This window comes from Amycolatopsis tolypomycina, from assembly GCF_900105945.1.
Classification (GTDB): Bacteria; Actinomycetota; Actinomycetes; order Mycobacteriales; family Pseudonocardiaceae; genus Amycolatopsis; species Amycolatopsis tolypomycina.
On sequence record NZ_FNSO01000004.1, the window covers coordinates 5,357,783 to 5,380,797 of the forward strand.

22 protein-coding genes and 1 tRNA gene are annotated in these 23,015 nt (G+C 70.6%); 15 read left to right on the forward strand and 8 right to left on the reverse strand.

Going from position 1 to position 23,015, the window contains the following annotated elements; all coding sequences use genetic code 11:
* Positions 1-108 precede the first annotated feature (108 nt).
* The 6 genes from BLW76_RS34055 (at position 109) to BLW76_RS34080 (ending at position 6,408) form a co-directional block, all read left to right on the forward strand.
* A complete protein-coding gene (locus BLW76_RS34055) occupies positions 109-960 on the forward strand; it encodes a class I SAM-dependent methyltransferase (RefSeq protein ID WP_091315258.1) in 852 nt (283 codons plus the stop codon).
* The gene (locus BLW76_RS34060; RefSeq protein WP_091315259.1) at positions 957-1,874 is read left to right on the forward strand and encodes a GNAT family N-acetyltransferase; all 918 of its coding nucleotides are present in this window, start codon (positions 957-959) and stop codon (positions 1,872-1,874) included. Before BLW76_RS34055 ends, BLW76_RS34060 begins: the two co-directional genes overlap by 4 nt.
* Before the next feature lie 22 nt (positions 1,875-1,896).
* Complete coding sequence (locus tag BLW76_RS34065; protein ID WP_091315262.1) at positions 1,897-2,817, forward strand: GNAT family N-acetyltransferase; 921 nt, start codon at positions 1,897-1,899, stop codon at positions 2,815-2,817.
* A gap of 431 nt (positions 2,818-3,248) precedes the next feature.
* The gene (locus BLW76_RS34070; protein WP_091315264.1) at positions 3,249-3,944 is read left to right on the forward strand and encodes a P-loop NTPase family protein; all 696 of its coding nucleotides are present in this window, start codon (positions 3,249-3,251) and stop codon (positions 3,942-3,944) included.
* Positions 3,941-5,839, forward strand: coding sequence for a YhgE/Pip family protein (locus BLW76_RS34075; RefSeq protein ID WP_091315266.1), 1,899 nt, complete (start codon positions 3,941-3,943; stop codon positions 5,837-5,839). Before BLW76_RS34070 ends, BLW76_RS34075 begins: the two co-directional genes overlap by 4 nt.
* Positions 5,836-6,408, forward strand: coding sequence for a TetR/AcrR family transcriptional regulator (locus tag BLW76_RS34080; protein ID WP_091315268.1), 573 nt, complete (start codon positions 5,836-5,838; stop codon positions 6,406-6,408). Before BLW76_RS34075 ends, BLW76_RS34080 begins: the two co-directional genes overlap by 4 nt.
* Here BLW76_RS34080 and BLW76_RS34085 read toward each other — a convergent pair.
* The 4 genes from BLW76_RS34085 to polA all read right to left on the reverse strand — a co-directional run bounded on the left by BLW76_RS34085 (position 6,405) and on the right by polA (position 12,163).
* Positions 6,405-6,836: a helix-turn-helix transcriptional regulator gene (locus BLW76_RS34085; protein WP_425266065.1), complete on the reverse strand. Its 432-nt coding sequence runs from the start codon at positions 6,834-6,836 to the stop codon at positions 6,405-6,407. The two genes, BLW76_RS34080 and BLW76_RS34085, sit on opposite strands and share 4 nt — an antisense overlap.
* A gap of 251 nt (positions 6,837-7,087) precedes the next feature.
* On the reverse strand, positions 7,088-8,689 hold the full coding sequence (locus BLW76_RS34090; RefSeq protein WP_091315271.1) for a S1 family peptidase: 1,602 nt from the start codon (positions 8,687-8,689) through the stop codon (positions 7,088-7,090).
* 102 nt (positions 8,690-8,791) lie between these two features.
* A complete protein-coding gene (locus BLW76_RS34095) occupies positions 8,792-9,319 on the reverse strand; it encodes an EF-hand domain-containing protein (RefSeq protein ID WP_244170448.1) in 528 nt (175 codons plus the stop codon).
* A gap of 102 nt (positions 9,320-9,421) precedes the next feature.
* On the reverse strand, positions 9,422-12,163 hold the full coding sequence (gene polA / locus BLW76_RS34100) for a DNA polymerase I (protein WP_091315277.1): 2,742 nt from the start codon (positions 12,161-12,163) through the stop codon (positions 9,422-9,424).
* Positions 12,164-12,225: 62 nt separating this feature from the next.
* Here polA and BLW76_RS34105 point away from each other — a divergent pair, with 62 nt between their 5' ends.
* Both BLW76_RS34105 and BLW76_RS34110 read left to right on the forward strand, forming a co-directional pair.
* Positions 12,226-12,666 (forward strand): PaaI family thioesterase, encoded by a 441-nt coding sequence (locus tag BLW76_RS34105; protein ID WP_091315279.1) that lies wholly within the window; start codon positions 12,226-12,228, stop codon positions 12,664-12,666.
* A 6-nt stretch (positions 12,667-12,672) separates the two neighbouring features.
* Positions 12,673-13,644, forward strand: coding sequence for a LysR family transcriptional regulator (locus BLW76_RS34110; protein WP_091315281.1), 972 nt, complete (start codon positions 12,673-12,675; stop codon positions 13,642-13,644).
* Here BLW76_RS34110 and BLW76_RS34115 read toward each other — a convergent pair.
* Positions 13,610-14,380: an alpha/beta hydrolase family protein gene (locus BLW76_RS34115; protein WP_091315284.1), complete on the reverse strand. Its 771-nt coding sequence runs from the start codon at positions 14,378-14,380 to the stop codon at positions 13,610-13,612. The two genes, BLW76_RS34110 and BLW76_RS34115, sit on opposite strands and share 35 nt — an antisense overlap.
* A gap of 552 nt (positions 14,381-14,932) precedes the next feature.
* Here BLW76_RS34115 and BLW76_RS34120 point away from each other — a divergent pair.
* The 5 genes from BLW76_RS34120 (at position 14,933) to BLW76_RS34140 (ending at position 19,792) form a co-directional block, all read left to right on the forward strand.
* Positions 14,933-16,087, forward strand: a complete 1,155-nt coding sequence (locus BLW76_RS34120; RefSeq protein WP_091315286.1) for a branched-chain amino acid ABC transporter substrate-binding protein — start codon at positions 14,933-14,935, stop codon at positions 16,085-16,087.
* Positions 16,088-16,196: 109 nt separating this feature from the next.
* Positions 16,197-17,165 (forward strand): branched-chain amino acid ABC transporter permease, encoded by a 969-nt coding sequence (locus BLW76_RS34125; RefSeq protein WP_091315288.1) that lies wholly within the window; start codon positions 16,197-16,199, stop codon positions 17,163-17,165.
* Entirely contained in the window at positions 17,162-18,319 is a 1,158-nt protein-coding gene (locus BLW76_RS34130) for a branched-chain amino acid ABC transporter permease (protein WP_091315290.1), read from the forward strand. The genes BLW76_RS34125 and BLW76_RS34130 overlap by 4 nt, the downstream gene beginning before the upstream one ends.
* Positions 18,316-19,089 carry an ABC transporter ATP-binding protein gene (locus tag BLW76_RS34135; protein WP_091315292.1) on the forward strand — a complete coding sequence of 258 codons (774 nt, stop codon included), beginning with the start codon at positions 18,316-18,318 and terminating at the stop codon, positions 19,087-19,089. The genes BLW76_RS34130 and BLW76_RS34135 overlap by 4 nt, the downstream gene beginning before the upstream one ends.
* Complete coding sequence (locus BLW76_RS34140; RefSeq protein WP_091315295.1) at positions 19,079-19,792, forward strand: ABC transporter ATP-binding protein; 714 nt, start codon at positions 19,079-19,081, stop codon at positions 19,790-19,792. Before BLW76_RS34135 ends, BLW76_RS34140 begins: the two co-directional genes overlap by 11 nt.
* A gap of 44 nt (positions 19,793-19,836) precedes the next feature.
* On the opposite strand, the gene BLW76_RS34145 is transcribed toward BLW76_RS34140, so the two are convergent.
* Together BLW76_RS34145 and BLW76_RS34150 are read right to left on the reverse strand one after the other, a co-directional pair.
* Positions 19,837-20,373, reverse strand: a complete 537-nt coding sequence (locus BLW76_RS34145) for a DUF4352 domain-containing protein (protein ID WP_091315296.1) — start codon at positions 20,371-20,373, stop codon at positions 19,837-19,839.
* A 25-nt stretch (positions 20,374-20,398) separates the two neighbouring features.
* Entirely contained in the window at positions 20,399-21,001 is a 603-nt protein-coding gene (locus BLW76_RS34150; protein ID WP_091315299.1) for an ANTAR domain-containing response regulator, read from the reverse strand.
* A 184-nt stretch (positions 21,002-21,185) separates the two neighbouring features.
* Here BLW76_RS34150 and BLW76_RS34155 point away from each other — a divergent pair.
* Both BLW76_RS34155 and BLW76_RS48070 read left to right on the forward strand, forming a co-directional pair.
* Positions 21,186-21,259, forward strand: a tRNA-Leu gene (locus tag BLW76_RS34155).
* Positions 21,260-21,710: 451 nt separating this feature from the next.
* Positions 21,711-22,079, forward strand: coding sequence for a hypothetical protein (locus BLW76_RS48070; RefSeq protein ID WP_143060735.1), 369 nt, complete (start codon positions 21,711-21,713; stop codon positions 22,077-22,079).
* On the opposite strand, the gene BLW76_RS34160 is transcribed toward BLW76_RS48070, so the two are convergent.
* Positions 22,012-23,001 (reverse strand): NAD-dependent epimerase/dehydratase family protein, encoded by a 990-nt coding sequence (locus tag BLW76_RS34160; protein ID WP_167384823.1) that lies wholly within the window; start codon positions 22,999-23,001, stop codon positions 22,012-22,014. The two genes, BLW76_RS48070 and BLW76_RS34160, sit on opposite strands and share 68 nt — an antisense overlap.
* Positions 23,002-23,015 lie beyond the last annotated feature (14 nt).

Sequence of the window (23,015 nt, forward strand, 5' to 3'; positions counted from 1 at the left end):
GGCACAATCAGGGTCCCCCTGGCTCGCTAAGGTCCTCGCGGAAGCAAACCGCACGCACGAGGACGCAGGTGGCGCAGGTGAGCCGCCACCGGGACCGGAGACCCCATCATGCCACCGGAGCAGGCGCCCGCGCCGGGGCGCCACGACGCCGCCGAGCACCGGCTGGGCACCGCGGCCGTCGCCTACCGCGAGGTCGGCGGCGCCGAAGCCGCGGCGGCCAACCTCGCCTGGTGGGACGCCGACGCCGACGACTACCAGGCCGAGCACGGCGGGTTCCTCGGCGACGCCGACTTCGTCTGGTGCCCGGAGGGCGTCCGGGAGGCCGAGGCGCGGCTGCTCGGCGACGTCCGGGGCAAGCGCGTGCTCGAGGTCGGCTGCGGGCAGGCCGCCTGCGCGCGCTGGCTGGCCGCCGCGGGTGCCCACGCCGTCGCGACCGACCTGTCGGCAGGCATGCTGCGCCACGCCCGCGCGGGCAACGCGCGCACCGGGCTCGACGTCCCGCTGGTGCAGGCCAACGCCGAGCACCTGCCGCTCGCCTCGGGCAGCTTCGACGCCGCCTGCTCGGCCTTCGGCGCGATCCCGTTCGTGGCCTCGGTCGACGCGGTCTTCGCCGAGGTGCACCGGGTGCTGCGGCCGGGCGCGCCGTGGGTGTTCTCGGTGACGCACCCGATGCGGTGGATCTTCCCGGACGACCCGGGCCCGCAGGGGCTCACCGTCACCCAGCCGTACTTCGACCGCACGCCGTACGTCGAGGTCGACGACGAGGGCACCGCCACCTACGTCGAGTACCACCACACCCTCGGCGACTACGTGCGCGCGCTGGCCGCGGCCGGGTTCACCCTCACCGACCTGGTCGAGCCCGAGTGGCCGGCCGGGCACACCCGCGTGTGGGGCCAGTGGAGCCCGCTGCGCGGCAAGCTGTTCCCGGGCACCGCCATCTTCCGCACGCACCGCTCGTGACCTCCCTCGAGGCGCAGCAGAACGCGCGGTTCGCCGCGCTCGACCCGCTGCTCCCGCCGATCGCCGCCCCGCCGTCGCCGTCGAACGAGCCCCTGGTCGTGACGGTCGGCGGCCGCAAGGCCGGCGGCCTGCTGACGCAGGTCACGCACGCGCCGGGGTCCTGGCCGGCACTGTGGGGGCCCTCGGACATCCGGGACCTGACCGCGGTGCCGGGCGACAGCGGCGCGGCGGGCCTCGCCGCCCTGCTCGGCGCGTGGCGCGACCGGCTGCGCGGGACATCGGCCGGCCCGGACTCGGGCTGCTCGCTGACCTGGCCGAGCCGCGACGCCGAGGCGTCGGCGGTGCTGCTGGCGCACGGGTTCGCGCCGATGACGGCACTGGCCGTGCGCACCGCAGGCCCGCCCGCCGGCCCTGGGACGGCGCGGGTCACCGTCCGCCGCGCCGGGGACGGCGACGTCGACGCGCTGACCGAGCTGCGGCTGGCCGAGTGGACCTACACCTGCCTGGTCGGCACGGCGGTGCCGCGGCCGGACGCCCGCGAGCTGCTGCGTGCCGAAGTCGTCCGCGCCCTGCGCTTCAGCGGGCTGGTGTGGCTCGCGGAGGAGGACGGCGGGGTGCCGGTCGGCATGGCCTCCTGCGCGCTGGCGTCGGCGGCGCCCGGCAACTCGATCCACGGCAGGCTGCACCCGGGCCGCTGGGGGTACGTCGACACGCTGTCGGTCGCGCCCGCGGCCCGCGGCGGCGGGGTCGGCCGGGCGCTGATGGCGGTGGCGCACCGCGAGCTGCTGACGCACGACGTGCAGGGGACGTTCCTGTTCTACCACCCGGCGAACCCGCTTTCGCCGGTGTTCTGGCACCGGCAGGGCTATCGTCCACTGTGGACCATGTGGCTCCGGCGCCCCGCCTGGTCCTGACCACACGCACGAAGGGGGACCCATGGAGATCGCCGAACCGCTGCTCGCGGCCCACCGGGCGCGCTTCGCCGCCGTCGACCCGCTGCTGCCGCCCGCACCGCCACCGGCCGACGGCGAACGCCTGGACGCGGCGACCGCGGACGGCACGCAGGTCACCGGGGTGCTGCAGCGCGTGCGGCTGGCACCCGGCGACGTCCCGATGCTGTGGTCGGCCGCGGACACGTGGCAGCTCTTCCCGTACTTCGGCGACACCGGCACCGAAGGCGTGGACCTCCTGCTGCGCGCGTTGAAGGGCCGGCTCTCCACGGAAGCGACCGGAGACGATTCGGCGTGCGTGGTCGTCTGGCCCAGCCGGGACGCCGAAGCGATCCGCGCGTTCCTCGACCACGGCCTCGTCCCGCTGTCCGCGCTCGGCGTGCGGACCGCGCCCCCGCCGGAGGCCCGGCCGGAGATCGCGGTCCGGCGCGCGGGGCCGGCCGACCACGACACCGCACTGAAGCTGGCCGAGGCGACGTTCGACTACACCGGGCTGGTCGCCGCTCCCCGCCGGGCCAGCACCGCCTCGCTGCTGGAGCCGGCCCTGCGGACGGCCCTCGCCGAGGACGAGCCGCTCGTCTGGCTGGCCGAGGAGGACGGGGAGCCCCGCGCGCTCGCGCAGTGCGCGTGGGTGGACACGACGCCGGGCAGCGAGGCGGCCGAGCTGCTGCCGCCGGGGCGCTGGGGGTACGTGAACAACGTCGTCACCCTGCCGGGTGAGCGCGGCGGCGGGTTCGGGCGGGCGCTGATGGCCCACGTGCACCGGGAGCTGCACCGGGGCGGCGCGAACCGGACGTATTTGTACTACAACCCGACCAACCCGCTGTCTTCGGTGTTCTGGCACCGGCAGGGTTATCGTCCACTGTGGACGACGTGGGAGGTGCGACCGGCCGCGGCGCTGCGGTGAGGAGCGGCGGCGCTCGGTTGCGCAGGCGAGGGCGGGCCGGGGGTGGCATCGTGGGCGCGACTCGGTCCGTCGACGCCGCTCGGCAAGCGCGGCTCGGCAAGGGCGGACCCGCCCGCCGCGGCGGCGGGCGGTGATTGAGGCGAGGAGGCGGCGACCATGGCCCGTACGACCAGCCCGCCGCCACCGCTCGGCGAGCCCGGCTCGGCGGCGGCGCTCGAGCCGCGATACTCCAGCCGCGGCGCTCCAGCGGCCGCGACCGCCCAGCAGCCCCGCAACCGCCCAGCGGCACCGCGGCACAGCCGAGCCGGCGCAGCGCTCCGGTGATCCACTCACAAGTGTGACGTGCGTCCGGTGATCTTGCCGCCAAACCCCGCGCGGACTAACTTTTGAACTGACCGGTCAGTTCAAAAGTTCGCGAAGCGGGAGAAATCGTGCAGGTCCGAGCCGATCGGGTGTCCCTCGAAGGGCACCACGGCACCTTGTTACCGCCCACGTCGCTGACCCTCGGCGAGGGCGACCTGGCGATCGTCCACGGCGAACCCGGCGTCGGCGTCACGGCCTTCGGCCTCGCCCTGGCCGGCCGGCTCAAGCCCACCACCGGCACCGTGCACGCCGAGGGCGTCGACGCCCCGCTGACCGAGCTCGTCGCCGTCGTCGACGCGCCGGGTGTCAGCGAACCCGACGACGCGCTGCCCCTGCGCGTGGTCGCCGGCGAAGAGCTGGCGCTGGCGCACCGCCCGGCGGGCAAGGAGGACGTCGCCCGCTGGCTCGCCGCGCACGATGCCGCGCCGTTCGCCGGCACGCGGTTCGAAAACCTCGCCCCGGCGCTGCGCACGCGGCTGCTCACCGAGCTGGCCGCCGAACGCAAGGGCGTGCGCGTGCTCGTGCTCGACACCCCCGACCGGCACACCAGTGACGTCGAAAGCTGGGCGGCGCTGGCGCGCGAGCACGCCGAGCGCGGCCTGGCCGTGATCGTGCTGACCGCGACGACGCCGCTGTCCGCGCTGCCCTTCACCCCGGCGCGGATCGGCGCGGCCGAACAGCCCGCGCCGCAGCACTGCGCCCTCCCCGCCGCCCCCGAACCCACCGAAGAGCTCGCCGAGAGCACTGACGGAGCCCCCGAATGAACGCCTTCCGGATCGCGCGCAACGAGCTGCGCCGCCTCTCCACCGGCACCCTGCCGAAGCTCGCGCTGGTCGCGCTCGTGCTGGTGCCGCTGCTCTACGCGTCCTTCTACCTCTACGCGAACTACGACCCGTACGGCCGGCTCAACAAGCTGCCCGCCGCCGTCTTCACCAGCGACACCGGCGCGAAGGACTCGAGCGGGCAGCAGCGCAACGTGGGCCGCGAGGTGACCGACGAGCTGGTCAAGTCCGGCACCTTCCAGTGGCACGAGGTGTCCGAGCAGGAGGCCCGCGACGGCGTCCGCGACAGCAAGTACTCGTTCGCCATCGGCATCCCGAGCGGCTTCTCCGCCGCACTGCTTTCGGTCGGCAACTTCCAGCCGCAGCAGGCGACGATCACGCTGACCACCAACGACGCCAACAACTACCTGTCCGGCACGATCGCGAAGCAGGTGGCCGAGCAGGTCCGCAAGACGATCGCGGAGAAGGTCGGCAGCGAGGCCGCGGACCGGTTCCTGGTCGGCTTCTCCACGATCTACGCCAAGATCCAGGAGGCCTCGACCGGCGCGGCGCAGCTCGCCGACGGCGCCGGGCAGCTCAAGTCCGGCCAGCAGCAGCTGGCCGACGGCGCAGCGAAGCTCGCGGACGGCTCGTCGACGCTGGCCACCGGGCTCGGCACGCTCAAGAGCGCCACCGCGTCCCTGCCTGCGCAGACGCAGCAGCTGGCCAACGGCGCTTCGCAGGTGGCCGCCGGTGACCAGAAGGTCGCCGACGCCGCTTCGATCGCCGCGACGGCGTCGTCCGACATCCAGGGCAAGCTCGACTCCTACCGCAGCCAGCTGCAGGCGGACCTGCGCACCGCGGGCGTGCCGGACGCGCAGATCCAGGAGATCCTGGCGCGCGCCGACCAGCTGCGCTCCCCCGTCGACCAGGCCAACAGCAAGATCCAGCAGGCCAACGGCGACCTCGCGAAGCTCGCCGACGGCGCCCGCCAGGTGTCCGACGGCGCGGCCAAGCTCGCCGCGGCGTCCCTGCAGCTGGCGAGCGGCATCGCCCAGGCCTCCGACGGCGCGAACCAGCTGCGTGACGGCGCTTCGCAGCTCAGCGACGGCGAAAAGACCGCGGTGAACGGCACCAACCAGCTCGCGGACGGCGCGGTGAAGCTGCGCGACGGGCTCGCGGCCGGGCTCAAGCAGATCCCGAACCCCGACGACCCGACCCGCTCGGCGACGGCCAACACGATCGCGGACCCGGTGGCGGTGAACGCCAACGGCGAGGCGTCGGCGGGGACGTACGGCGCCGGCCTCGCGCCGTTCTTCATCTCGCTGGCCACCTGGATCGGCGCGTTCGTGCTGTTCCTGATCCTGCGCCCGCTCTCGACGCGCGCGCTGACCGCGGGCGCGGCACCGTTCCGGGTCGCGGTCGGCGGCTGGCTGTCCTCGGCGCTGCTGGGCATCGCGCAGGTGGTCGTCCTGTTCGGCGCGGTGACGTGGCTGGTCGGCATCCACGTCGCACACCCTCTGCCGGCGATCGGCTTCGCCATCCTGGTGTCGTTGACGTTCACCTCCGTGGTGCACGCGCTCAACGCGTTCTTCGGCGCGGTCGGCAAGTTCCTCGGCCTGGTGCTGCTGGTGCTGCAGCTGGTGAGCGCGGGCGGCACCTTCCCGTGGCAGACGATCCCGGACGCGCTGTACCCGCTGCACGTGGTGCTGCCGATGGGCTACGCGATCGACGGCTTCCGCCACCTGTTCTACAGCGGCGCCTCGACCGGACAGCTGCTCGGTGACATCGGCGTGCTGCTGGCCTACCTCGCAGGCGGGATCCTGGTGTCCACTTTGGCCGCCCGCAAGCGTCGCGTTTGGACGGTGTCGGCGCTCAAGCCCGAGCTGAGCCTGTGAGCGGCGCGACGAAGCAGAAGCTCTTCGAGGCCACGTTGGAGCTCTCGAAGAGCCGGGGCCTGGTGGGCCTGACGGTCGACGACATCGCGGCCGCGGCGGGCGTCGCCAAGGGCACGGTGTACTACAACTTCGGGTCCAAGGACGGCCTGGTCGACGCGTTGCTGCGCTACGGCGTGGACATGCTGGCCGGTCGGCTGCGCGCCGCTGTTTCGGACGCGGATCCGCTGGCCGTGATCGAGGCGCAGGTCGACACGACGCTGGAGTTCATCGCGCAGTACCCGGGGTTTTCGCAGATCCTGGTGAGCGAGCTGTGGCGCACGCCGGGCCAGTGGCACGGGACGCTTTCGCTGCTGCGCGAGGAGATCATCTCGATCGTGAAGGAGCAGCTGACCCGGTTGGAGTCGGCCGGGCGGCTGCCGGCGGGCGTGGAGATCCCGACGGCGGCGGCGGGGTTGTTCGGCACGATGCTGGTGGTGGCGCTGGACTGGCAGGTGTTCGGGGCGCACCGGACCCGCGCGGAGGTGCGGGACGCGGTGATGGTGCTGATCCGCGGCCTGGGTCGTCGTTAGCCGGCGGCCCGGGCGTTCGCCCGGTAGCGGCCGGGGGTCTGGCCGAGGAGGTCGGTGAAGGCGTCGATGAAGCTGCCCGGGTTCGCCCAGCCGAGCCGCGTCGCCGTGTCGGTCACCGACGTGCCGTCACCGAGTTCGAGCAGGGACCGCTGAACGCGCAGCAGCGTGCGCCACTGGTGGAAGCTCATCGCCAGCTCGCTGCCGAACAGCCGGCTGAGCGTGCGCTCGCTCGCGCCGGTCCGGCGGCCCAGCTCGGCCAGCGTCGCCGGGCACGCCGGATCGGCGTGCAGCAGGTCGGTGACGGCCTTGAGCCGCGGGTCGGCCGGTTCCGGGAGGCGCAGGGGTTCCTGCTCGGCGCGGACGAGCTCGGTGAGAACGACCTCGAGCAGCAGCCGGGCGCGCGGACTGCCGTCCGGCTCGGTGTCCAGCGCGAGGTGCCGGTCGGGTTCGACGACGACCTGGCCGGCGAAGCCAACCGCATCCGCGGCTGCTCACCGGCATCCACCCCGCCCGGACCGGCGACCGCCGGCTCAAACGAGCGTTCTTCCTCGCCGCCTTCGCCTCGTTGTCCGACCCGACCAGCCGGCCCTAAGGGCGCCCCCCGGTTTCCACGCTACCGCCTGGCACCGACGTTTTCGGCGCCCGGAACGCGGATCGGCCGCGGTTGTCCACACCCGGCTCAGCCGCGGTCCTCGATCCTCGCGCGGACCGCCGCCGCGTAGGTGTCGACCGCTGTGGCCGCCGCCGTCAGCTCGCAGGGGCCGTCTATCAGCAGCCTTCTCGCCGGGATGTACGCCTGCTCGATCTCCGGGTCGCCCGCCAGCCCGTGCTCGCGGGCCAGCTCGTGGTCGCCTGCCAGCCGGGCCCTCAGCTCCTCGCGGCGGGCCACCAACCCGTCGAGGACTGCGCGCTGGCGGCGACCGTCCTCCACGGCCGGGGCCACCGCGTGCTCGTGGCTGTCGATGTGGCGCTCGACCCACTCCGCGTCGCCGTCCACCTCGGCCGACCGGAGCTGCTTCAGCGCTCCCTTGAGCCGCTGTGCCCGGGCCGGCAACATCGCGACGCCCGTGAAGCGCGTGGCCACGCGCAGCTGGTACGCCTCGATCTCCGCCAGCTCCGCCACCGCCTGGGTGAGGACCTCCAGGCGCCCGGCGAGGTCGTCCGGGGCCGGGCGGGCCTGGCCCGTGCTCGCGCGGACCGCCGCCACCCCCGGGGACGATTCCTCCCGGAAGCCCAGCAGCAGACGCAAACCCAGCTCGGCCGCGCGGCCGGCCAGCGGCGCCAGCACTTCGCCGACCAGCCGGTCGGGCTCCGCCGAGTCGTCGATCGCGTCGACGACCAGGGTGCGGCCCGCGACACCGGTGGTGAGCCGGTCGGCGATGCGGTGGCGGACCGCGTCCGCCGTGCGGCCGGTCGCGTCCACCGCCAGGTCGACGCTGCCCGCCGGGGGCATCTGGCCGAACGCCGGCGGCAGGCCGGGGACGCCGAGGGAACGTTCCCGGTCGGCGAGCACGATCCCGAACCGCAACGCAGCCGCCACCGGTGAGCCTGCCTCGCCGGTGTCCACCACCCAGACCGTGCCCGGCTCGGCCTTGGCGAACCAGTCGGCGACGCGCTGCACGAACGACACGTCGACGGCCTCGCCGACCGGGCGCGAGAAGCTCGCGTCGACGGCCGGGCTGCCGGACGTCCAGATGCTCAGCTGGGGCAGGTGCCCGAGCATCGTCTCGACCGGCACCATCCAGGTGCCGGTGTCCTTGCCGACGACCATGCCGACGACGTGACCGGTCGCCTCGTCGATCACCGCCGTGCCGCCGAACCCGGGGCCGAGCGGCTCGGCTTCGGCCGTGCGGAAGAGGCGGACCCACTCGCCGCCGGTCTGTTCCGGGCCGCCGAGCCGGGCGTGCGTCCAGCGGCCGACCGAGCCCGGCGGGAACCCGAACACGCGGACGAGCTGGTGCTCGCCCAGCGGCATGCGGTGCAGCGGGGCACGGAACACGCGCGACTCCGGGCGTTCCAGGCGCAGCAGCGCGAGATCGCCGTGCCCGCCGCCGTCGGAGGGCACCCAGCAGCCTTCGACGACGGTCGCGGCGCCGGGCAGCGCCTCGGCCAAGCCGACGAAGTCGACGCTCAGCGCGGCTCGCGGGCCACCGGCGGTCTCGACGACGTGCGCGCTCGTGAGCACGTGGTACTCGTCCAGTACCGTGCCCGCCCCGCACACCCGGCCGAGTTCGTCGTGCAACCGGACCCGCCAGCGTCGTCGCTCACGCTCGAACCCCATTCGGCGGACCCTACGCCGTGATCGCCGCGCGCCGCCGCCGACCTCCCTACCCAGGGGTAACGGCTCACCCGAACGGAGTCCTCCGTTCGGCACAACGCGCGTTCAGAAGCGGCCGAACACACTGCTGCCCGGTGCGGCCGGGTCGTCGCCTGCCCAGAACTCGAACCAGTGCCGGGTGAACTCCTCGCGGGACAGGCGGCCGTCGCCGTCGGAGTCGAGGAGGGCGAAGACGTCGCCGGACGGCGTGCCGACGCCGTTCCAGGCCGCGATCATGCGGTCGTACTCGGCGGCGGAGATGACGCCGTCGCCGTTTTCGTCGACGGCTTCGAACATCGCCTCCGCCGTGCCGGTGACGGCCTCCGGCATCGCCGGGAGCACGTCGACGACCTCGAGCACCTGGTCGAGACCGACCTTGCCGCCGCGGCCGGCGGCGTCGTCGAGGGTGCCCCACCAGCCCATCATGATCGCGGCGAGCTTCTCCCCCGCCGGCGTGCCCGCGTCGGTGCCGCGGAGGTCGAGCCACCGCGCGGTGAGCGCGCCGAAGTCGGCCTCCGTCAGGAACCCGTCGCCGTCGGCGTCCATGGCGCCGAAGACGCCGGAGATCTTGCGCCGCTGGAAGTCACTGGCCATGGCGCCCAGCATCGTCGCGGCGGGTGACGCCCGACGACGTCCGCCCGAGTACTTCGGCGCCACGACCCGGTGATCCGGGCCGTGACGCCGAGTGAGCAGAACCTAGTGCGCGGCTTCGTTCCACGACCGGCCGTAGCCGACCGACACCTCGAGCGGCACGGCCAGGGCGTACGCCGAGCCCATGCCGTCGCGCACCAGCTTCTCCAGCTGTTCCTTCTCCCCGTCCGCGACTTCGAGCACCAGTTCGTCGTGGACCTGCAGCAGGATCCGGCTCTTCAGCTTCGCCTCGACCAGCGCGCGGTGGACGTTGAGCATCGCGACCTTGATGATGTCGGCCGCGCTGCCCTGGATCGGGGCGTTGAGCGCCATCCGCTCGGCCATCTCGCGACGCTGGCGGTTGTCGCTGTTGAGGTCGGGCAGGTAGCGGCGGCGGCCGAAGATCGTCTCCGTGTACCCGCACTTCGCCGCTTCGCCGACCACCGAGTGGAGGTAGTCGCTGATGCCGCCGAAGCGGGCGAAGTACGCCTCCATCTGCTCCTTGGCTTCCTCGGTGGAAATCCGGAGCTGCTGGGAGAGCCCGTACGCCGACAGCCCGTACGCCAGGCCGTACGACATCGCCTTGACGCGGTAGCGCAGTTCGGGCGTGATCTCCTCCGGCGGCATCGAGAACGCCCGCGACGCGACGAACGTGTGCAGGTCCTCGCCGCTGTTGAACGCCTCGATGAGCCCCTCGTCCTTCGAGAGGTGCGCCATGATCCGCATTTCGATCTGGCTGTAGTCCGCGGTCATCAGCTCGGTGTAGCCCTCGCCGACGACGAAGGCGTCGCGGATGCGGCGGCCCTCTTCGGTGCGGACCGGGATGTTCTGCAGGTTCGGCTCGGTCGAGGACAGCCGGCCGGTGGCGGCGATCGTCTGCAGCAGCGTGGTGTGGATGCGGCCGTCGTCGGCGACGGACTTGATCAGGCCCTCGACCGTGGTGCGGAGCTTCGTCGCGTCCCGGTGCTCCAGCATGTGCTGCAGGAACGGGTGCTCGGTCTTCTCGAACAGGCCCTGCAGCGCCTCGGCGTCGGTGGTGTAGCCGGTCTTGGTGCGCTTGGTCTTCGGCATGCCGAGCTCGTCGAACAGCACGACCTGAAGCTGCTTCGGGGAGCCGAGGTTGATCTGCTTGCCGATCACCGCGTACGCCTCTTCGGCGGCCTGCGTGACGCGCGAAAGGTAATGCGCCTCCAGCGAGGTGAGCTGTTCGAGGTCGACGGCGACGCCGGCGATCTCCAGCTCGGTGATGACCTCCAGCAGCGGCAGCTCGAGTTCGGCGAGCAGCTTCGCGCCGCCGATCTCCCCGAGTTCCTTCTCGAGCGCGCCGGCCAGCTCGAAGATCGCGCGGGCTTTTACCAGCTCCTCCTGGATCTCTTTCTGTTCCAGGCCTTCCGCGCCGCCGTCGAGCAGGGACAGCTGCCCGTCGCCGCCGTCGGTTTCCGAGCGCAGCTCGCGGTGCAGGTAGCGCAGGGCGAGGTCGTCGAGCTCGAACGTGCGCTGCCCGGGGCGGACCAGGTACGCGGCGAGCGCGGTGTCCATGGCGAGCCCGGCGACGGCCCAGCCGCGGGCGCGGATCGCGTGCAGCGGAACCTTGAGGTCGTGGCCGGTCTTGCGGATCTTCGGGTCGGCGAGCCACGCGGCGAGCGCGGCGTCGTCGGCCTGGTCCATCGCCGTGACGTCGACGTACGCGCCTTCGCCGTCGGCCGCCGCGAAGGCGACCGCGCGCAGGTCGGACCGGACCGAGGTGCCCACGGTGCGGAAGGACAGGGCCACCGGCTCGCCCGGGCCCGCGTGCGCGGTCAGCCACGCGCCCAGCGCGCCGGGTGCCAGCGCGGCCCCGGAGACCTCGAAGCCTTCGTCGGCCTCCGGCTCGGCGCTCTGCAGCGTCGCGAACAGCCTGTCGCGCAGGACGCGGAACTCGAGCTCGTCGAACAGCGCGTGCACCGCTTCGCGGTCCCACGGGCGCAGCTCGAGCCCGGACGGCGCGACCTCCAGCTCGACGTCGCGGATCAGCTGGGTGAGCTGCCGGTTGAGCTGCACCGAGGACAGGTGCGCCCGCAGCGCGTCCCCGACCTTGCCCTTGACCTCGTCGACGCGGTCGACGAGGTCGTCGAGCGAGCCGAACTGCTTGATCCACTTGGCCGCGGTCTTCTCGCCGACGCCCGGGATGCTCGGCAGGTTGTCCGAAGGGTCGCCGCGCAGCGCGGCGAAGTCCGGGTACTGCTGCGGGGTGAGCCCGTACTTCTCCTCGACGGCGTCCGGGGTGAACCGGGTCATCTCCGAGACGCCGCGCTTCGGGTACAGCACGGTGACGTGCTCGGTGACCAGCTGCAGCGCGTCGCGGTCGCCGGTACAGATGAGGACGTCGAAGCCGTCCGCCGTCGCCTGCGTGGTGAGCGTGGCGATAATGTCGTCGGCTTCGAAGTTCTCCTTCACCAGTGACGGGATGCCGAGCACCCGCAGCACGTCCTTGACCAGGTCGACCTGGCCGCGGAACTCGTCCGGCGTGGTGCTGCGGTTGGCCTTGTACTCGGCGTACGTCTCCGAGCGGAAGGTCTTGCGCGAGAGGTCGAACGCCACCGCGAGGTGGGTCGGCGCTTCGTCGCGCAGGAGGTTGATGAGCATCGAGGTGAAGCCGAAGACCGCGTTCGTGACCTGGCCGGTCTTCGTCTTGAAGTTCTCCGCGGGCAGGGCGAAGAACGCGCGGTAGGCCATGGAATGACCGTCGATCAGCAGCAGCTTCGGCCGCTCGGCGGTGGCGGTGGTTCCTGTGGCGTTGGCAACGGTCGTCTTCTCACTCGGGCTCACGGGGCCGAGTCTAGGCTGAGGGTCCGACACTCTTACGTGTCGCATAGGAAGAGGAGCTTTGCGTGACCGACGGTGCCGTCCCCATCGACGTGGACCGGTTGGCCGGCATCGACCCGGCGGCGGCCGACCAGCAACTGAACGACAAGATCGGCATGCAGCTGATCGAAGCGACCCCCGAGCGCGTGATCGGCACGATGCCGGTCGAGGGCAACCTCCAGCCGTACGGCCTGCTGCACGGCGGCGCGAACGCCGTGCTCGCCGAAGCGCTGGGCTCGACGGTCGCGGCGCTCAACGCCGGCCCCGGCCGGGCGGCGATGGGCCTGGAGCTGTCCTGCACGCACCACCGGGCCGTGCGCTCGGGCAAGGTGACCGGGGTGGCGACGCCGCTGCACATCGGCCGCGGCACGATCACCGCGGAGATCGTGCTGACCGACGACGAGGGCCGCCGCACCTGCACCGCGCGGCTCACCTGCGTCGTCCGGGACCGGCCGCCGGGCGCCTGAGCCCCCGTGGACCTCGACGTCGCCCAGGTCCGGGCGTTCGTGGTGACCGCGGAGCACCGGCACTTCGGGCGGGCCGCCCAGGCGCTGTTCCTCACTCAGCAGGCGTTGTCGAAGCGGATCCGGAAGCTCGAAGACGCGCTCTCGGTGCCGTTGTTCCTGCGCACGCCCCGCTCGGTGGAGCTGACCGCCGACGGCGAACGGTTCCTGCCGCACGCGCGCGAGCTGGTCCGGGTGGCCGACGCGGCGGTGGCCGCGATGGGCGCCGACGACCGGCCGCTGCGCCTCGACCTGGTCGACCACCGCCTCGCCCCCATGTCGCTGCTGCGCCGGCTCGCCGCGCACGAGCCGGGCCTGCGCATCGACCGCGTCGCCGGCCGCGGGTTCGCGAACGCGATCGACCCGCTGCTGTCCGGGGAGCTCGACGCCGCCTTCGGCCGGGTGTCCGGCTGCGGGCGGCCGCTGCCGGACGAGCTGGAGCACCGGCCGGTCCGGCTCGAACCGCTGGTCGCCCTGCTCGCGCCGGAGCACCCCCTCGCCGTGCAGGACGTTATACGCCTCGACGAGCTGCGTGCCGACGGGATCTGGCTGCCCGGGCTGGGGGGTCCCGCGGAATGGCTGTCCTACCTGCGGGAGCTGTGCGAGGAGTTCGGCCTGCCGATCGACGACTCCGGCGTCAGCTACGACCTGCGGCACACCCTCGAGCAGACGCGGTACGGCAAGCGGCGCGTCACCCTGGCCGGCGCCGACATGGAACTGGCGCCCGATCTGAACCTGAAGGTGCTGCCGTTCGAGCCGTCCCCGCTGTTCCCGTGGTCGCTGGTCTGGCGGCGCGGCAAGGCGAGCCCGGCGCTGCGCCGGCTGCTGGCGCTGGCCGGGCGCACCAGCCGTGACGAGGACTGGTGCGCCTACGACCCCGAGCACGCCTGGCTGCCGGCCGGCGACGTCAGCCTCGCCACCGCCGCGAGAACCACGCGCTGAACGCCGCGTCGACGCCGGCCGCGCCCGCCGACCCCGGCGGGAAGTCGTGCGCCATGCCCTCGACCGTCACCAGCTCGCCGCCCACCTTCGCGTGCAGCGCCGCCGCGGGCTCGCGCACGGCGATGTCGTCGTCGGCGCCGGTGACGAGCAGCAGCGGCGCGGTCAGCTCGGCGGCCCGGTCCACGTAGTCGTGGCGCGCGGCGACCGCGCGGGACCGCTCGGTCCACGAGTAGGTCACGCCGAACCGCCGTTCGTTGGCGGCGATCATCGGCGCGAGCTGGACGACCGGGCTGGCCACCGCGGCGGCCGCGATCGCCGCGTCGCCGCGCGCCAGCACCTCCAGCGCCACGATCGCGCCTGCCGAACCGCCGAACACCCCGAGCGGCCCGGTCGCGCCCGGCAGCCGGTCGCGCAGCTCGGCCAGCGCGGCCGGGAACTCGTCCGCGGCCTGCGCCGTCACCGGCTCGAAGATGTTGAGGACGGCGTCCTCGCTCGCCCGCCGGAAGACCTCTTCGGGACCGCCATCGGGCAGCCGCGCCCCGGACAGCGGCAGCCCGAGGTACACCCGCCACGCCTGCAGGCCCGCCATCGGGACGGCCGCCGCCATCGCCTGTTCGCTCGACGGCTCGTCCATCAGGTGCCAGCCCGCCAGCAGCGCGGCCGGTGCGGCCGGGTCCGCCGGCGCCGCAGCCACGAACGGCACGCCCGCCGCGACGCCCTCGATCAGCTCGCTCATCCGTCTCTCCCTTGTCTTCTCGGTGGTCTCCAGCCAACAGCCGGGGAGGGGGACGGGTCCAACAGCCGTTCCGGCGGCCACGACAACCGTTGGTTGTGGTGACCGGCCCCGCCCGCGCGGCCTTTCGGGCAGACCTGTCAGAAGGGGGTGGTCCGTTCGGCCGCCCGAACCGGACGTAAGGTGCATCCCTACGGCGGTGCCCGCACCGCCACGACCTCGTCAGGGTGAACAGCGGGTCACCGGGAAAGGGGCCACGCTCCGGTCGCCGAAATGGGCGATGACATACCGGTGAAACACGGCTGTCACCCATTCGCAGAACGAGCTCCGATACTTAGCATCGCTGCGTGACCAGCGGCGGGCCGTCGGGAAACTTTGTTCGCCTTTTCGTGCAATTCGTGTCGGTTGCGATCGTCACGATGTGGACACAGAGTAGTGAGGCTGCCTGTGCACAAGACGGCCGAGAGGGATATCTTCCTGCCCTAACCTAGCCCCTGTGTCGGGGGCAACGCCTACCGGCGGCTGGTTGGTCATGGGAGGTAGTCGGTGTCAGGAGTGCGTTTTGGACGGGTTCTCGCCCTCGCAGCGGCGACGTCGCTCGCGCTGGCGGGCTGCGCCGGTGGCGGCTCGTCCAGCAACAGCGGTGACGGCAGCACGCTGAAGATCGGGTTCATGGGCGACCTGACCGGTGAGAACTCCGGGATCGTGATCCCGCCCAACAACGGGGCGAAGCTCGCCATCGACGAGTACAACGCCACGAACCCCAAGGTCAAGCTCGAGCTGAAGAACTACGACAGCCAGGGCAAGCCCGACCAGGCGACCTCGCTGATCACCACGGCGATCGGCTCGGACAAGATCACCGCGCTGATCGGCCCGGCCTTCTCCGGCGAGTCGAAGGCCATCGGCGGCCAGCTCGAGCAGAACAAGGTCCCGAGTGTCTCGCCGTCGGCGACGAACCCGGGCCTGGCGAAGAACAACTGGTCGTACTGGCACCGCGTCGTGGCGAACGACGACGACCAGGGTCCCGCCATCGCGAACTTCCTGATCACGGCGAAGTCGCCGAAGAAGGCGTTCGTCATCTCGGACGACCAGGAGTACAGCGTCGGCCTCGCGGACGCGTTCGAGAAGACCTTCAAGGAGAAGGGCGTCACGGTCGAGCGCGACAAGTTCCCGAAGGACGCGCCGGACTACTCCTCGACCGTGCAGAAGGTCAAGGCCGCGAACCCGGACATCATCACCTTCGGTGGCTACTACGCGCAGGGCGGCCCGCTGCTCAAGCAGCTGCGTGACGGCGGTGTGAAGGCCATCTTCGCCACCGGTGACGGTTCGCTCGACCCGCAGCTGGTCTCGGCCGCGGGTGCCCCGGCCGCCGAGGGCGCGGTCATCGGCTGCCCGTGCAACATCCCGGACGCCGGCACCACCGACGAGTTCGCCACCAAGTACAAGGCCAAGTTCAACGTCGCCCCGGCGATCTACGCCACCGAGGGTTACGACGCCGCGACCGCCATCATCAACGCGGTCAAGGCGGGCAACACCACCGGCGAGACGATCAACAACTTCCTGAAGACCGTGGACTTCAAGGGCGTCTCGAAGCAGATCAAGTTCAAGGCGAACGGTGAGCCCGAGACCGCCGCGATCAACGTCTACCAGGTCGTCGGCGGCGTCATCAAGAACCTCGGCGCGTCGACCGAAGCCAAGATCACCGGCTGACGCAACAGGGAACAGCACTGCACGGGAGCGGGGGCTCTGTGATCACCACAGCACCCCCGCTCCCGGCCCATATCCCTGTCCTCGCCCTGTCTCGTAAGGCGCTCACGTCATGTTGCAGACCCTGCAAGACCAGTTCCTCGGCAGCACCATCGGCGGACTGGTTCTCGGCTCCATCTACGCCCTCGTCGCCCTCGGCTACACAATGGTCTACGGCGTCCTGCGGCTGATCAACTTCGCCCACTCCGAAATCTTCATGATCGGGACGATGACGTCCCTGTTCATCCTGGCCAGCATCGCCACCTCCGGCAACATCGTGGTGGGCCTGGGCGCGATGATCCTGCTCCTGCTCGCCCTCATGCTCGCCTCCGCGGTCGTCTCCGGCGGTTCCGCGGTCGTCCTGGAGCAGGTCGCCTACCGGCCGCTGCGCAAGCGCGGCTCGTCGAAGCTCGCGGCCCTGATCTCCGCGATCGGCGCGTCGATCTTCCTGCAGGAGCTCTTCGCCCTGATCATCATCCCCGAGGTGTTCGGCAAGTCGGGCCGCGTCCCGCAGAACGCGCCGCGGTTCGTCGACCGCGACACGCTGTTCCCGGTCGGCAACGCCGTCGTCCGCACCGACCAGGTCCTGGTCTTCATCGGCGCGATCCTCGTCATGGTGGTGCTGGACCAGCTGGTGCGGCGCACCCGCATCGGCCGCGGCATCCGGGCCACCGCCCAGGACCCCGAGGCCGCCGTGCTGATGGGCGTCTCGATCGACCGCATCGTGCGGATCACCTTCCTGCTGGGTGGCGCGATGGCCGGTGTGGCCTCCGCGCTCTACCTGATGGAACTCGAGAACACCGGCTACCGCGTCGGGTTCGTGCTCGGGATCAAGGCGTTCACCGCGGCCGTGCTCGGCGGTATCGGCAACCTGCGCGGCGCGCTCCTCGGCGGCATCGTGCTCGGCCTGGTCGAGAACTGGAGCGCGATCTTCCTCGGCTCCGAGTGGAAGGACGTCACGGCGTTCGTGGTCCTCGTGCTCGTGCTGATGTTCCGTCCCACCGGCATCCTCGGTGAATCCCTCCAGCGAGCTCGCGCATGAAAGGCGACGGTGTGACTACCCAGGAAAACACTCGCCGCTCGTTCCAACCGGTGAACGGCGCGCGGGAGTGGTGGCAGCACGCGCCGATGTGGCAGCGCTACCTCGTCTACATCGCGTTGATCGTGTTCGCGCTGATCCTCCCGGCCCCCTGGATCGGCTCGTTCATGTCGCCCGCCTCGGACTGGACGAGCGTCCTGATCTTCCCGATCGGGACGTACATCCTGCTGGCGATCGGCCTGAACATCGTGGTCGGCCTGGCCGGCATGCTGGACCTCGGGTTCGTGGCGTTCTTCGCGATCGGCGCCTACACGGTGGCGATCTTCGGCACGAAGTTCGGCTGGAACGTCTGGCCCACGATCCTGGTCGGGATCGTGCTCGCGGCGGTGTCGGGTGTCATCCTCGGCGCACCGACCCTGCGGCTGCGCGGTGACTACCTCGCCATCGTGACGCTCGGGTTCGGCGAGATCGTCCGGATCGTCGCGCAGAACACCGACGGCATCGGCGGCGCCCGCGGCATCACCAACATCCCGCACCCGTCGCCGATCTTCGGTATGGAGTTCCTGCTCGACCCGGCGCCGTACTACTACCTGATCCTGGTCGCGATCGTGCTGGTGATCGTGTTCTCGGTGCGGCTGCAGAAGAGCCGCGTCGGGCGCGCGTGGGCCGCGATCCGCGAGGACGAGGACGCCGCCGAGCTGATGGGCGTGCCGACGTTCAAGTTCAAGCTGCTCGCCTTCGCGATCGGCGCGATGATCGGTGGCTTCGCGGGCGGCATCTACGCCAGCAAGGCCGTGTTCATCGCTCCGGACAACTTCCCGTTCATCCTGTCCGCGACGATCCTCGCCGCGGTCGTGCTGGGCGGCGCGGGCAACCTGCCGGGCGTCATCCTCGGCGCCTTCCTGGTGGCCTGGATCCCCGAGCGCCTCCGGTCCGTCGAGTGGCTGAAGCACCTGCTCGGCGACCGGGACCCGGCGGAGTTCCGGATCCTGCTGTTCGGCGCGGTCCTGGTGCTGATGATGGCGCTGCGACCCGAAGGCATCCTGCCGTCACGACAACGAAAAGCCGAGCTGCGGGAAGGCACCGGCGGCATGGGCTCGCTCGGTGGCGAAGTGGCCGGACCGGGCACCGAAGCCCCGGCGGAGGTGGCCAAGTGAGTCCCTTGCTCGAGTTCGACAACATCACGATGCGCTTCGGCGGTGTCACCGCCCTGCGCGAAGTGAACGTCTCCATCAACGAAGGCGAGATCTTCGCCCTGATCGGCCCGAACGGCGCCGGCAAGACCACGGTGTTCAACGTGGTCACCGGCGTCTACCAGCCGACCGAGGGCCAGGTGCGCTTCGACGGCGACCGCATCGACGGGATGAAGCGCTTCCAGGTCACCAAGCGCGGCATCGCCCGGACGTTCCAGAACATCCGGCTGTTCCACAACATGTCGGCGATCGAGAACGTCATGGTGGGCGCGGACGCGCACCACAAGACCGGCGCGATCGGCGCGGTGCTCGGCCTGCCGTGGCACCGCAAGGAGGAGAAGCGCGGCCGCGAGCGGGCGCGTGAGCTGCTCGACTTCGTCGGCATCGGCAAGGTGGAGCACGAGACCGCGAAGAACCTCTCCTACGGCGACCAGCGCCGGCTGGAGATCGCGCGGGCGCTCGCCACCGACCCGAAGCTGCTGCTGCTCGACGAGCCCGCGGCGGGCATGAACCCGGCGGAGAAGAACGCCCTGCAGACCCTGATCCGCAAGATCAGGGACGACGGCCGGACCGTGCTGCTCATCGAACACGACATGGGCCTGGTCATGCACATCAGCGACCGGCTGGCCGTGCTCGACTTCGGGCAGAAGATCGCGGAAGGGCTCCCTCAGGAAGTGCAGACCAACCAGAAGGTGATCGAGGCGTACCTGGGGGTGGCCGAAGATGCTTCTTGACGTCCAGGACATCAACGTCCACTACGGCAAGATCGCGGCCCTCAAGGGCATGAGCATCCAGGTCGACGAGGGCGAGATCGTGTCGCTGATCGGGGCCAACGGCGCTGGCAAGACCACGACGCTCAAGACGATCTCGGGGCTGCGGCCGCTCACCAGCGGCAAGATCCTGTTCAACGGCCAGGACATCTCGAAGACCCCGGGGCACAAGCGCGTGCTGCTCGGGATCGGCCAGTCGCCGGAAGGCCGGGGCGTGTTCCCCGGCATGACGGTGCAGGAGAACCTCCTGATGGGTGCCTACACCCGCAAGGACGACCTCACCGCCGACCTCGACGAGGTCTACGAGCTGTTCCCCCGGCTGAACGAGCGCCGCACGCAGTTCGGCGGCACGATGTCCGGTGGCGAGCAGCAGATGATCGCCATCGGCCGCGCGCTGATGACGAAGCCGAAGGTGCTGCTGCTCGACGAGCCGTCGATGGGCCTGGCGCCGATGCTGATCGCGCAGATCTTCGACATCATCCGCGAGATCAACAAGCGCGGCACGACGGTGCTGCTGGTCGAGCAGAACGCCCAGCAGGCGCTGAAGCTGTCCGACCGCGCGTACGTGCTCGAGACCGGTCAGGTGGTCAAGAGCGCCCGCGGGGCCGACCTGCTGGACGACCCGCAGGTCCGGGCCGCCTACCTCGGTGGCGACCTGGGCGTCTGAGTGTGTTTCAAGGGGGCCCGGCTGCTTTTCGGCCGGGCCCCTTTTTATAGCTTGATGTCGGTGCCGGTCAGGTTCTTCATGTCGGTGATGCTGGGGCCGCCGAAGGCACGGAGGGTGACCGGCTTCCGGTCCTTGGGGATGTCCCAGTAGAGGTCGAACTCGACGCGCACGCCGTGGCCGAGGTCGAACTGGCGAGGCTGGCGCTTGATGATCACGGCCTGCTCTTCCGGCGGGTGCGCGACGCCCTGGTCGTCGACGAGCAGCTGCCGTCCGGTGTCGAACAGGACGCTGGAGGTGCCGGTGTTGGTCACGACGAGCCGCAGCCGCACGAACTGGCCCTTCGCGGCGAACTCGGTGTGACTCCCGGTGATGCTGGGCAGCCCGGCGGCGAGGCCGATCAGGGTGAACTCGGTGTCACCGTTCTTGGCGGGCGGCAGCTTGAGGGCGGTCTCGTCGGGCCGCACCTGCCGCGGCGGCAGCTCGTAGGTGGTGGGCGCCGCGGGAGTGCTGGGCTGGGCCGTTTGGCAGCCTGCAGCGAGTGCGAGGACGACAACGACCGGCAGGAGTCTCACCTGGGTGATTCTGCCCGCCGGCCGCTGCTCCCGGCTAGCTCCCGATGCTCTCGACGACGGCCTCGGCGACGGCCTTCATGGTGGTCCGCCGGTCCATGGCGGTGCGCTGGATCCACCGGAAGGCATCGGGCTCGGTGAGGCCTTGGCGGGACATGAGCAGGCCCTTGGCGCGGTCGATGACCTTCCGCGTCTCGAGCCGGTCGGTGAGCCCGGCAACCTCGGCCTCGAGGGCCTGCAGCTCGGAGAACCGGCTGACGGCGAGCTCGATGGCGGGCACGAGGTCACGCTTCGCGAAGGGCTTGACGAGGTAGGCCATGGTGCCGGCATCCCGCGCGCGTTCGACGAGATCCCGCTGGCTGAAGGCGGTGAGGATGACCACGGGCGCAATCCGGTCACCGGTGATCTTGGCCGCGGCTTCGATGCCGTCGAGCTTGGGCATCTTGACGTCGAGGATCACGAGATCGGGCTTCAGGTCGGTGGCGAGCGAGATGGCCTGTTCGCCATCCCCGGCCTCCCCGACCACTTCATAGCCCTCTTCCCGCAGCATTTCGACGAGGTCGAGCCGGATAAGAGCCTCGTCTTCCGCGACGAGCACCCGACGCTGCGGCACGCTGGCCTCGGTAGCCTGATCGGTCACCGGGGTCCTCCTGAAAGACTCGGCGGGACGGTGGGTCTCGCGGCTGCCCGCGAACCTGAAGCCTACCGGGAACGATCCAGTAGCAGAGATGGCGTTCACCACGTAGTGGCGGGCATGACACTTCCCCGGTGGCGGGCCCCGGAGGCGGGTGGGTGCCGGTGATCCCGTAGAGTCACGACGTCACGCCCCCGTAGCCCAACTGGCAGAGGCAACGGATTCAAAACCCGTCCAGTGTGAGTTCGAATCTCACCGGGGGCACGATCCAGAACCCCACCGGCACGCCCGTCGAGCGTCCCTTGCGGGTTCATCTGGTCGCCAATCCTCTCTGCTGTGCCCGCCACCTCGCTGACGTGATCGGCGGGCAAGGTGATCGTCATTGTCGCATGCTCGCCCTCGTCGTGGACCTGGACGCTGAGCTGAACCACCTCGAAGAGGGTCCTCAGGAGGTCCTCGGGCGCCTTCGCCAGGTTCACCGCCAGGTACGGCAGCGCGTCGAGGATCGAGAGAGCGTCGGCGCTCGGCTTGTCCGGCTCGGCTCCGGCTGAATCGTCGATGGCCGCGAGCTTCGCGGCCAGATCGGCACGTTGGGTTTCGAGGTCGTTGTAGCGCCCCCTGAGGGCCTTGGTAAAGGCGTCGTCGGGGTCTCCGTTCATCGCTTGCTCAAGGACCGACTCTTGCCTCTTGGCCAGGCCGTCCAGGGCCCGGCGAGGTGGTCACGCCACTGCGGCGCCTGGGCTTGACAACCCTCGGTACGTTCGCCGCGCTCGCAGAAAGCGACACCGCCGACACCGACCGGTTCCCGCAGGATGCGATCGCCGCTCACCGCCTTGCCCGCGGGCTCTTGCAGCGGCCGCCGCCGCGGGGTGCGCTGCCGCCAGAGCTGACGATCACCGAAGACTGCGAGCACCACTTGAAGCGGGTCGACAAGGCCGCTTTCGTCGCCAAGATCCTCGGCGAGACGGGAGTGCTCGACGCGGCCGGCGAAGTACAGCAGGGAGACTGGACGTCGGTCATAGGGGTACTGCGAAGTCGACGAGGAACTCCGGACCCGACCGATCGGCATGAACAACGCCACTGAATTGCGACCACCAGTCTCGGTTTCGTCCGTACCAGTCCAACGTTGCCTCCAAGCCGGCGCCGAGTCCCGTAGCGGGGCGCCAGCCGAGGAACTTCTCCAACCGGGCTGCCGAGGCGACGAGGCTGGGGCCCCTTCCACCATCACTTTCGTCGATCGTACGGTAACGAGAACCCGGAATCCTGGTGGCAATGTGGTCCACAACCTCTTCCAGCTTCACGCCACAACCAGTCGAAACGTTGTAATAATCTTCCGGCAGCCCAGCTTCCACCAGGCCGAGGATCGCAGATACCGCATCGGCAACGTAGAGGAAGTCTCGCAAGCGACCCGTGGTGACGTACGATTCGACGTTGGAGTACGACTGGGCGATAATACGCGGAATGATACGATCCGGCGACTGCCACGGTCCGTACAGATTGGTAAGGCGGACGACCGTAGCCTTCACCGCATACTTCTGCCGGTAGAGCTGGATCAAGTCCTCACAAAAGACCTTTGACTCTCCATATGGCGACAATGGCGCTCGCGGTGACTCCTCCACGAACAGAGGACCGCTATTTCCTCCATACACCTCTATCGAGGACGTAAAAAGTACGGGCGTACGGTTCCGGTTCGCCACCTCCAGGACAGTCCGCTGGACGCAGATGTTGTTCGCCATCACCTTCTCGCCGAAGTGCATCGAATAGTCGACATGCGCGAGTGCAGCCAGATTGACAATGACATCCGCTCCAGCCAATGCGTCACCGTCACCCGCGGCAAGATTGGCTTCAACCAGCGAAACCTTCGAACCCATGCCGCTGCGCACGTATCTCCCCAGCCGATCACCCTTGTCAACCAGGACAACATCGTGACCGGAAGCCGAAGCAACTTCAGCCAGGTTGATACCGACGAACCCGGCGCCACCAGCGATCGCGATTTTAAGACGCACTGCCTCCCCTTTCG

Coding starts and splice junctions, on each gene's coding strand:
- BLW76_RS34055 (WP_091315258.1), top strand. CDS start 109: ATGCCACCGGAGCAGGCGCCCGCGCCGGGGCGCCACGACGCCGCCGAG.
- BLW76_RS34065 (WP_091315262.1), top strand. CDS start 1,897: ATGGAGATCGCCGAACCGCTGCTCGCGGCCCACCGGGCGCGCTTCGCC.
- BLW76_RS34075 (WP_091315266.1), top strand. CDS start 3,941: ATGAACGCCTTCCGGATCGCGCGCAACGAGCTGCGCCGCCTCTCCACC.
- BLW76_RS34090 (WP_091315271.1), bottom strand. CDS start 8,689: ATGGGGTTCGAGCGTGAGCGACGACGCTGGCGGGTCCGGTTGCACGAC.
- BLW76_RS34095 (WP_244170448.1), bottom strand. CDS start 9,319: ATGGCCAGTGACTTCCAGCGGCGCAAGATCTCCGGCGTCTTCGGCGCC.
- BLW76_RS34115 (WP_091315284.1), bottom strand. CDS start 14,380: ATGAGCGAGCTGATCGAGGGCGTCGCGGCGGGCGTGCCGTTCGTGGCT.
- BLW76_RS34125 (WP_091315288.1), top strand. CDS start 16,197: ATGTTGCAGACCCTGCAAGACCAGTTCCTCGGCAGCACCATCGGCGGA.
- BLW76_RS34130 (WP_091315290.1), top strand. CDS start 17,162: ATGAAAGGCGACGGTGTGACTACCCAGGAAAACACTCGCCGCTCGTTC.
- BLW76_RS34140 (WP_091315295.1), top strand. CDS start 19,079: ATGCTTCTTGACGTCCAGGACATCAACGTCCACTACGGCAAGATCGCG.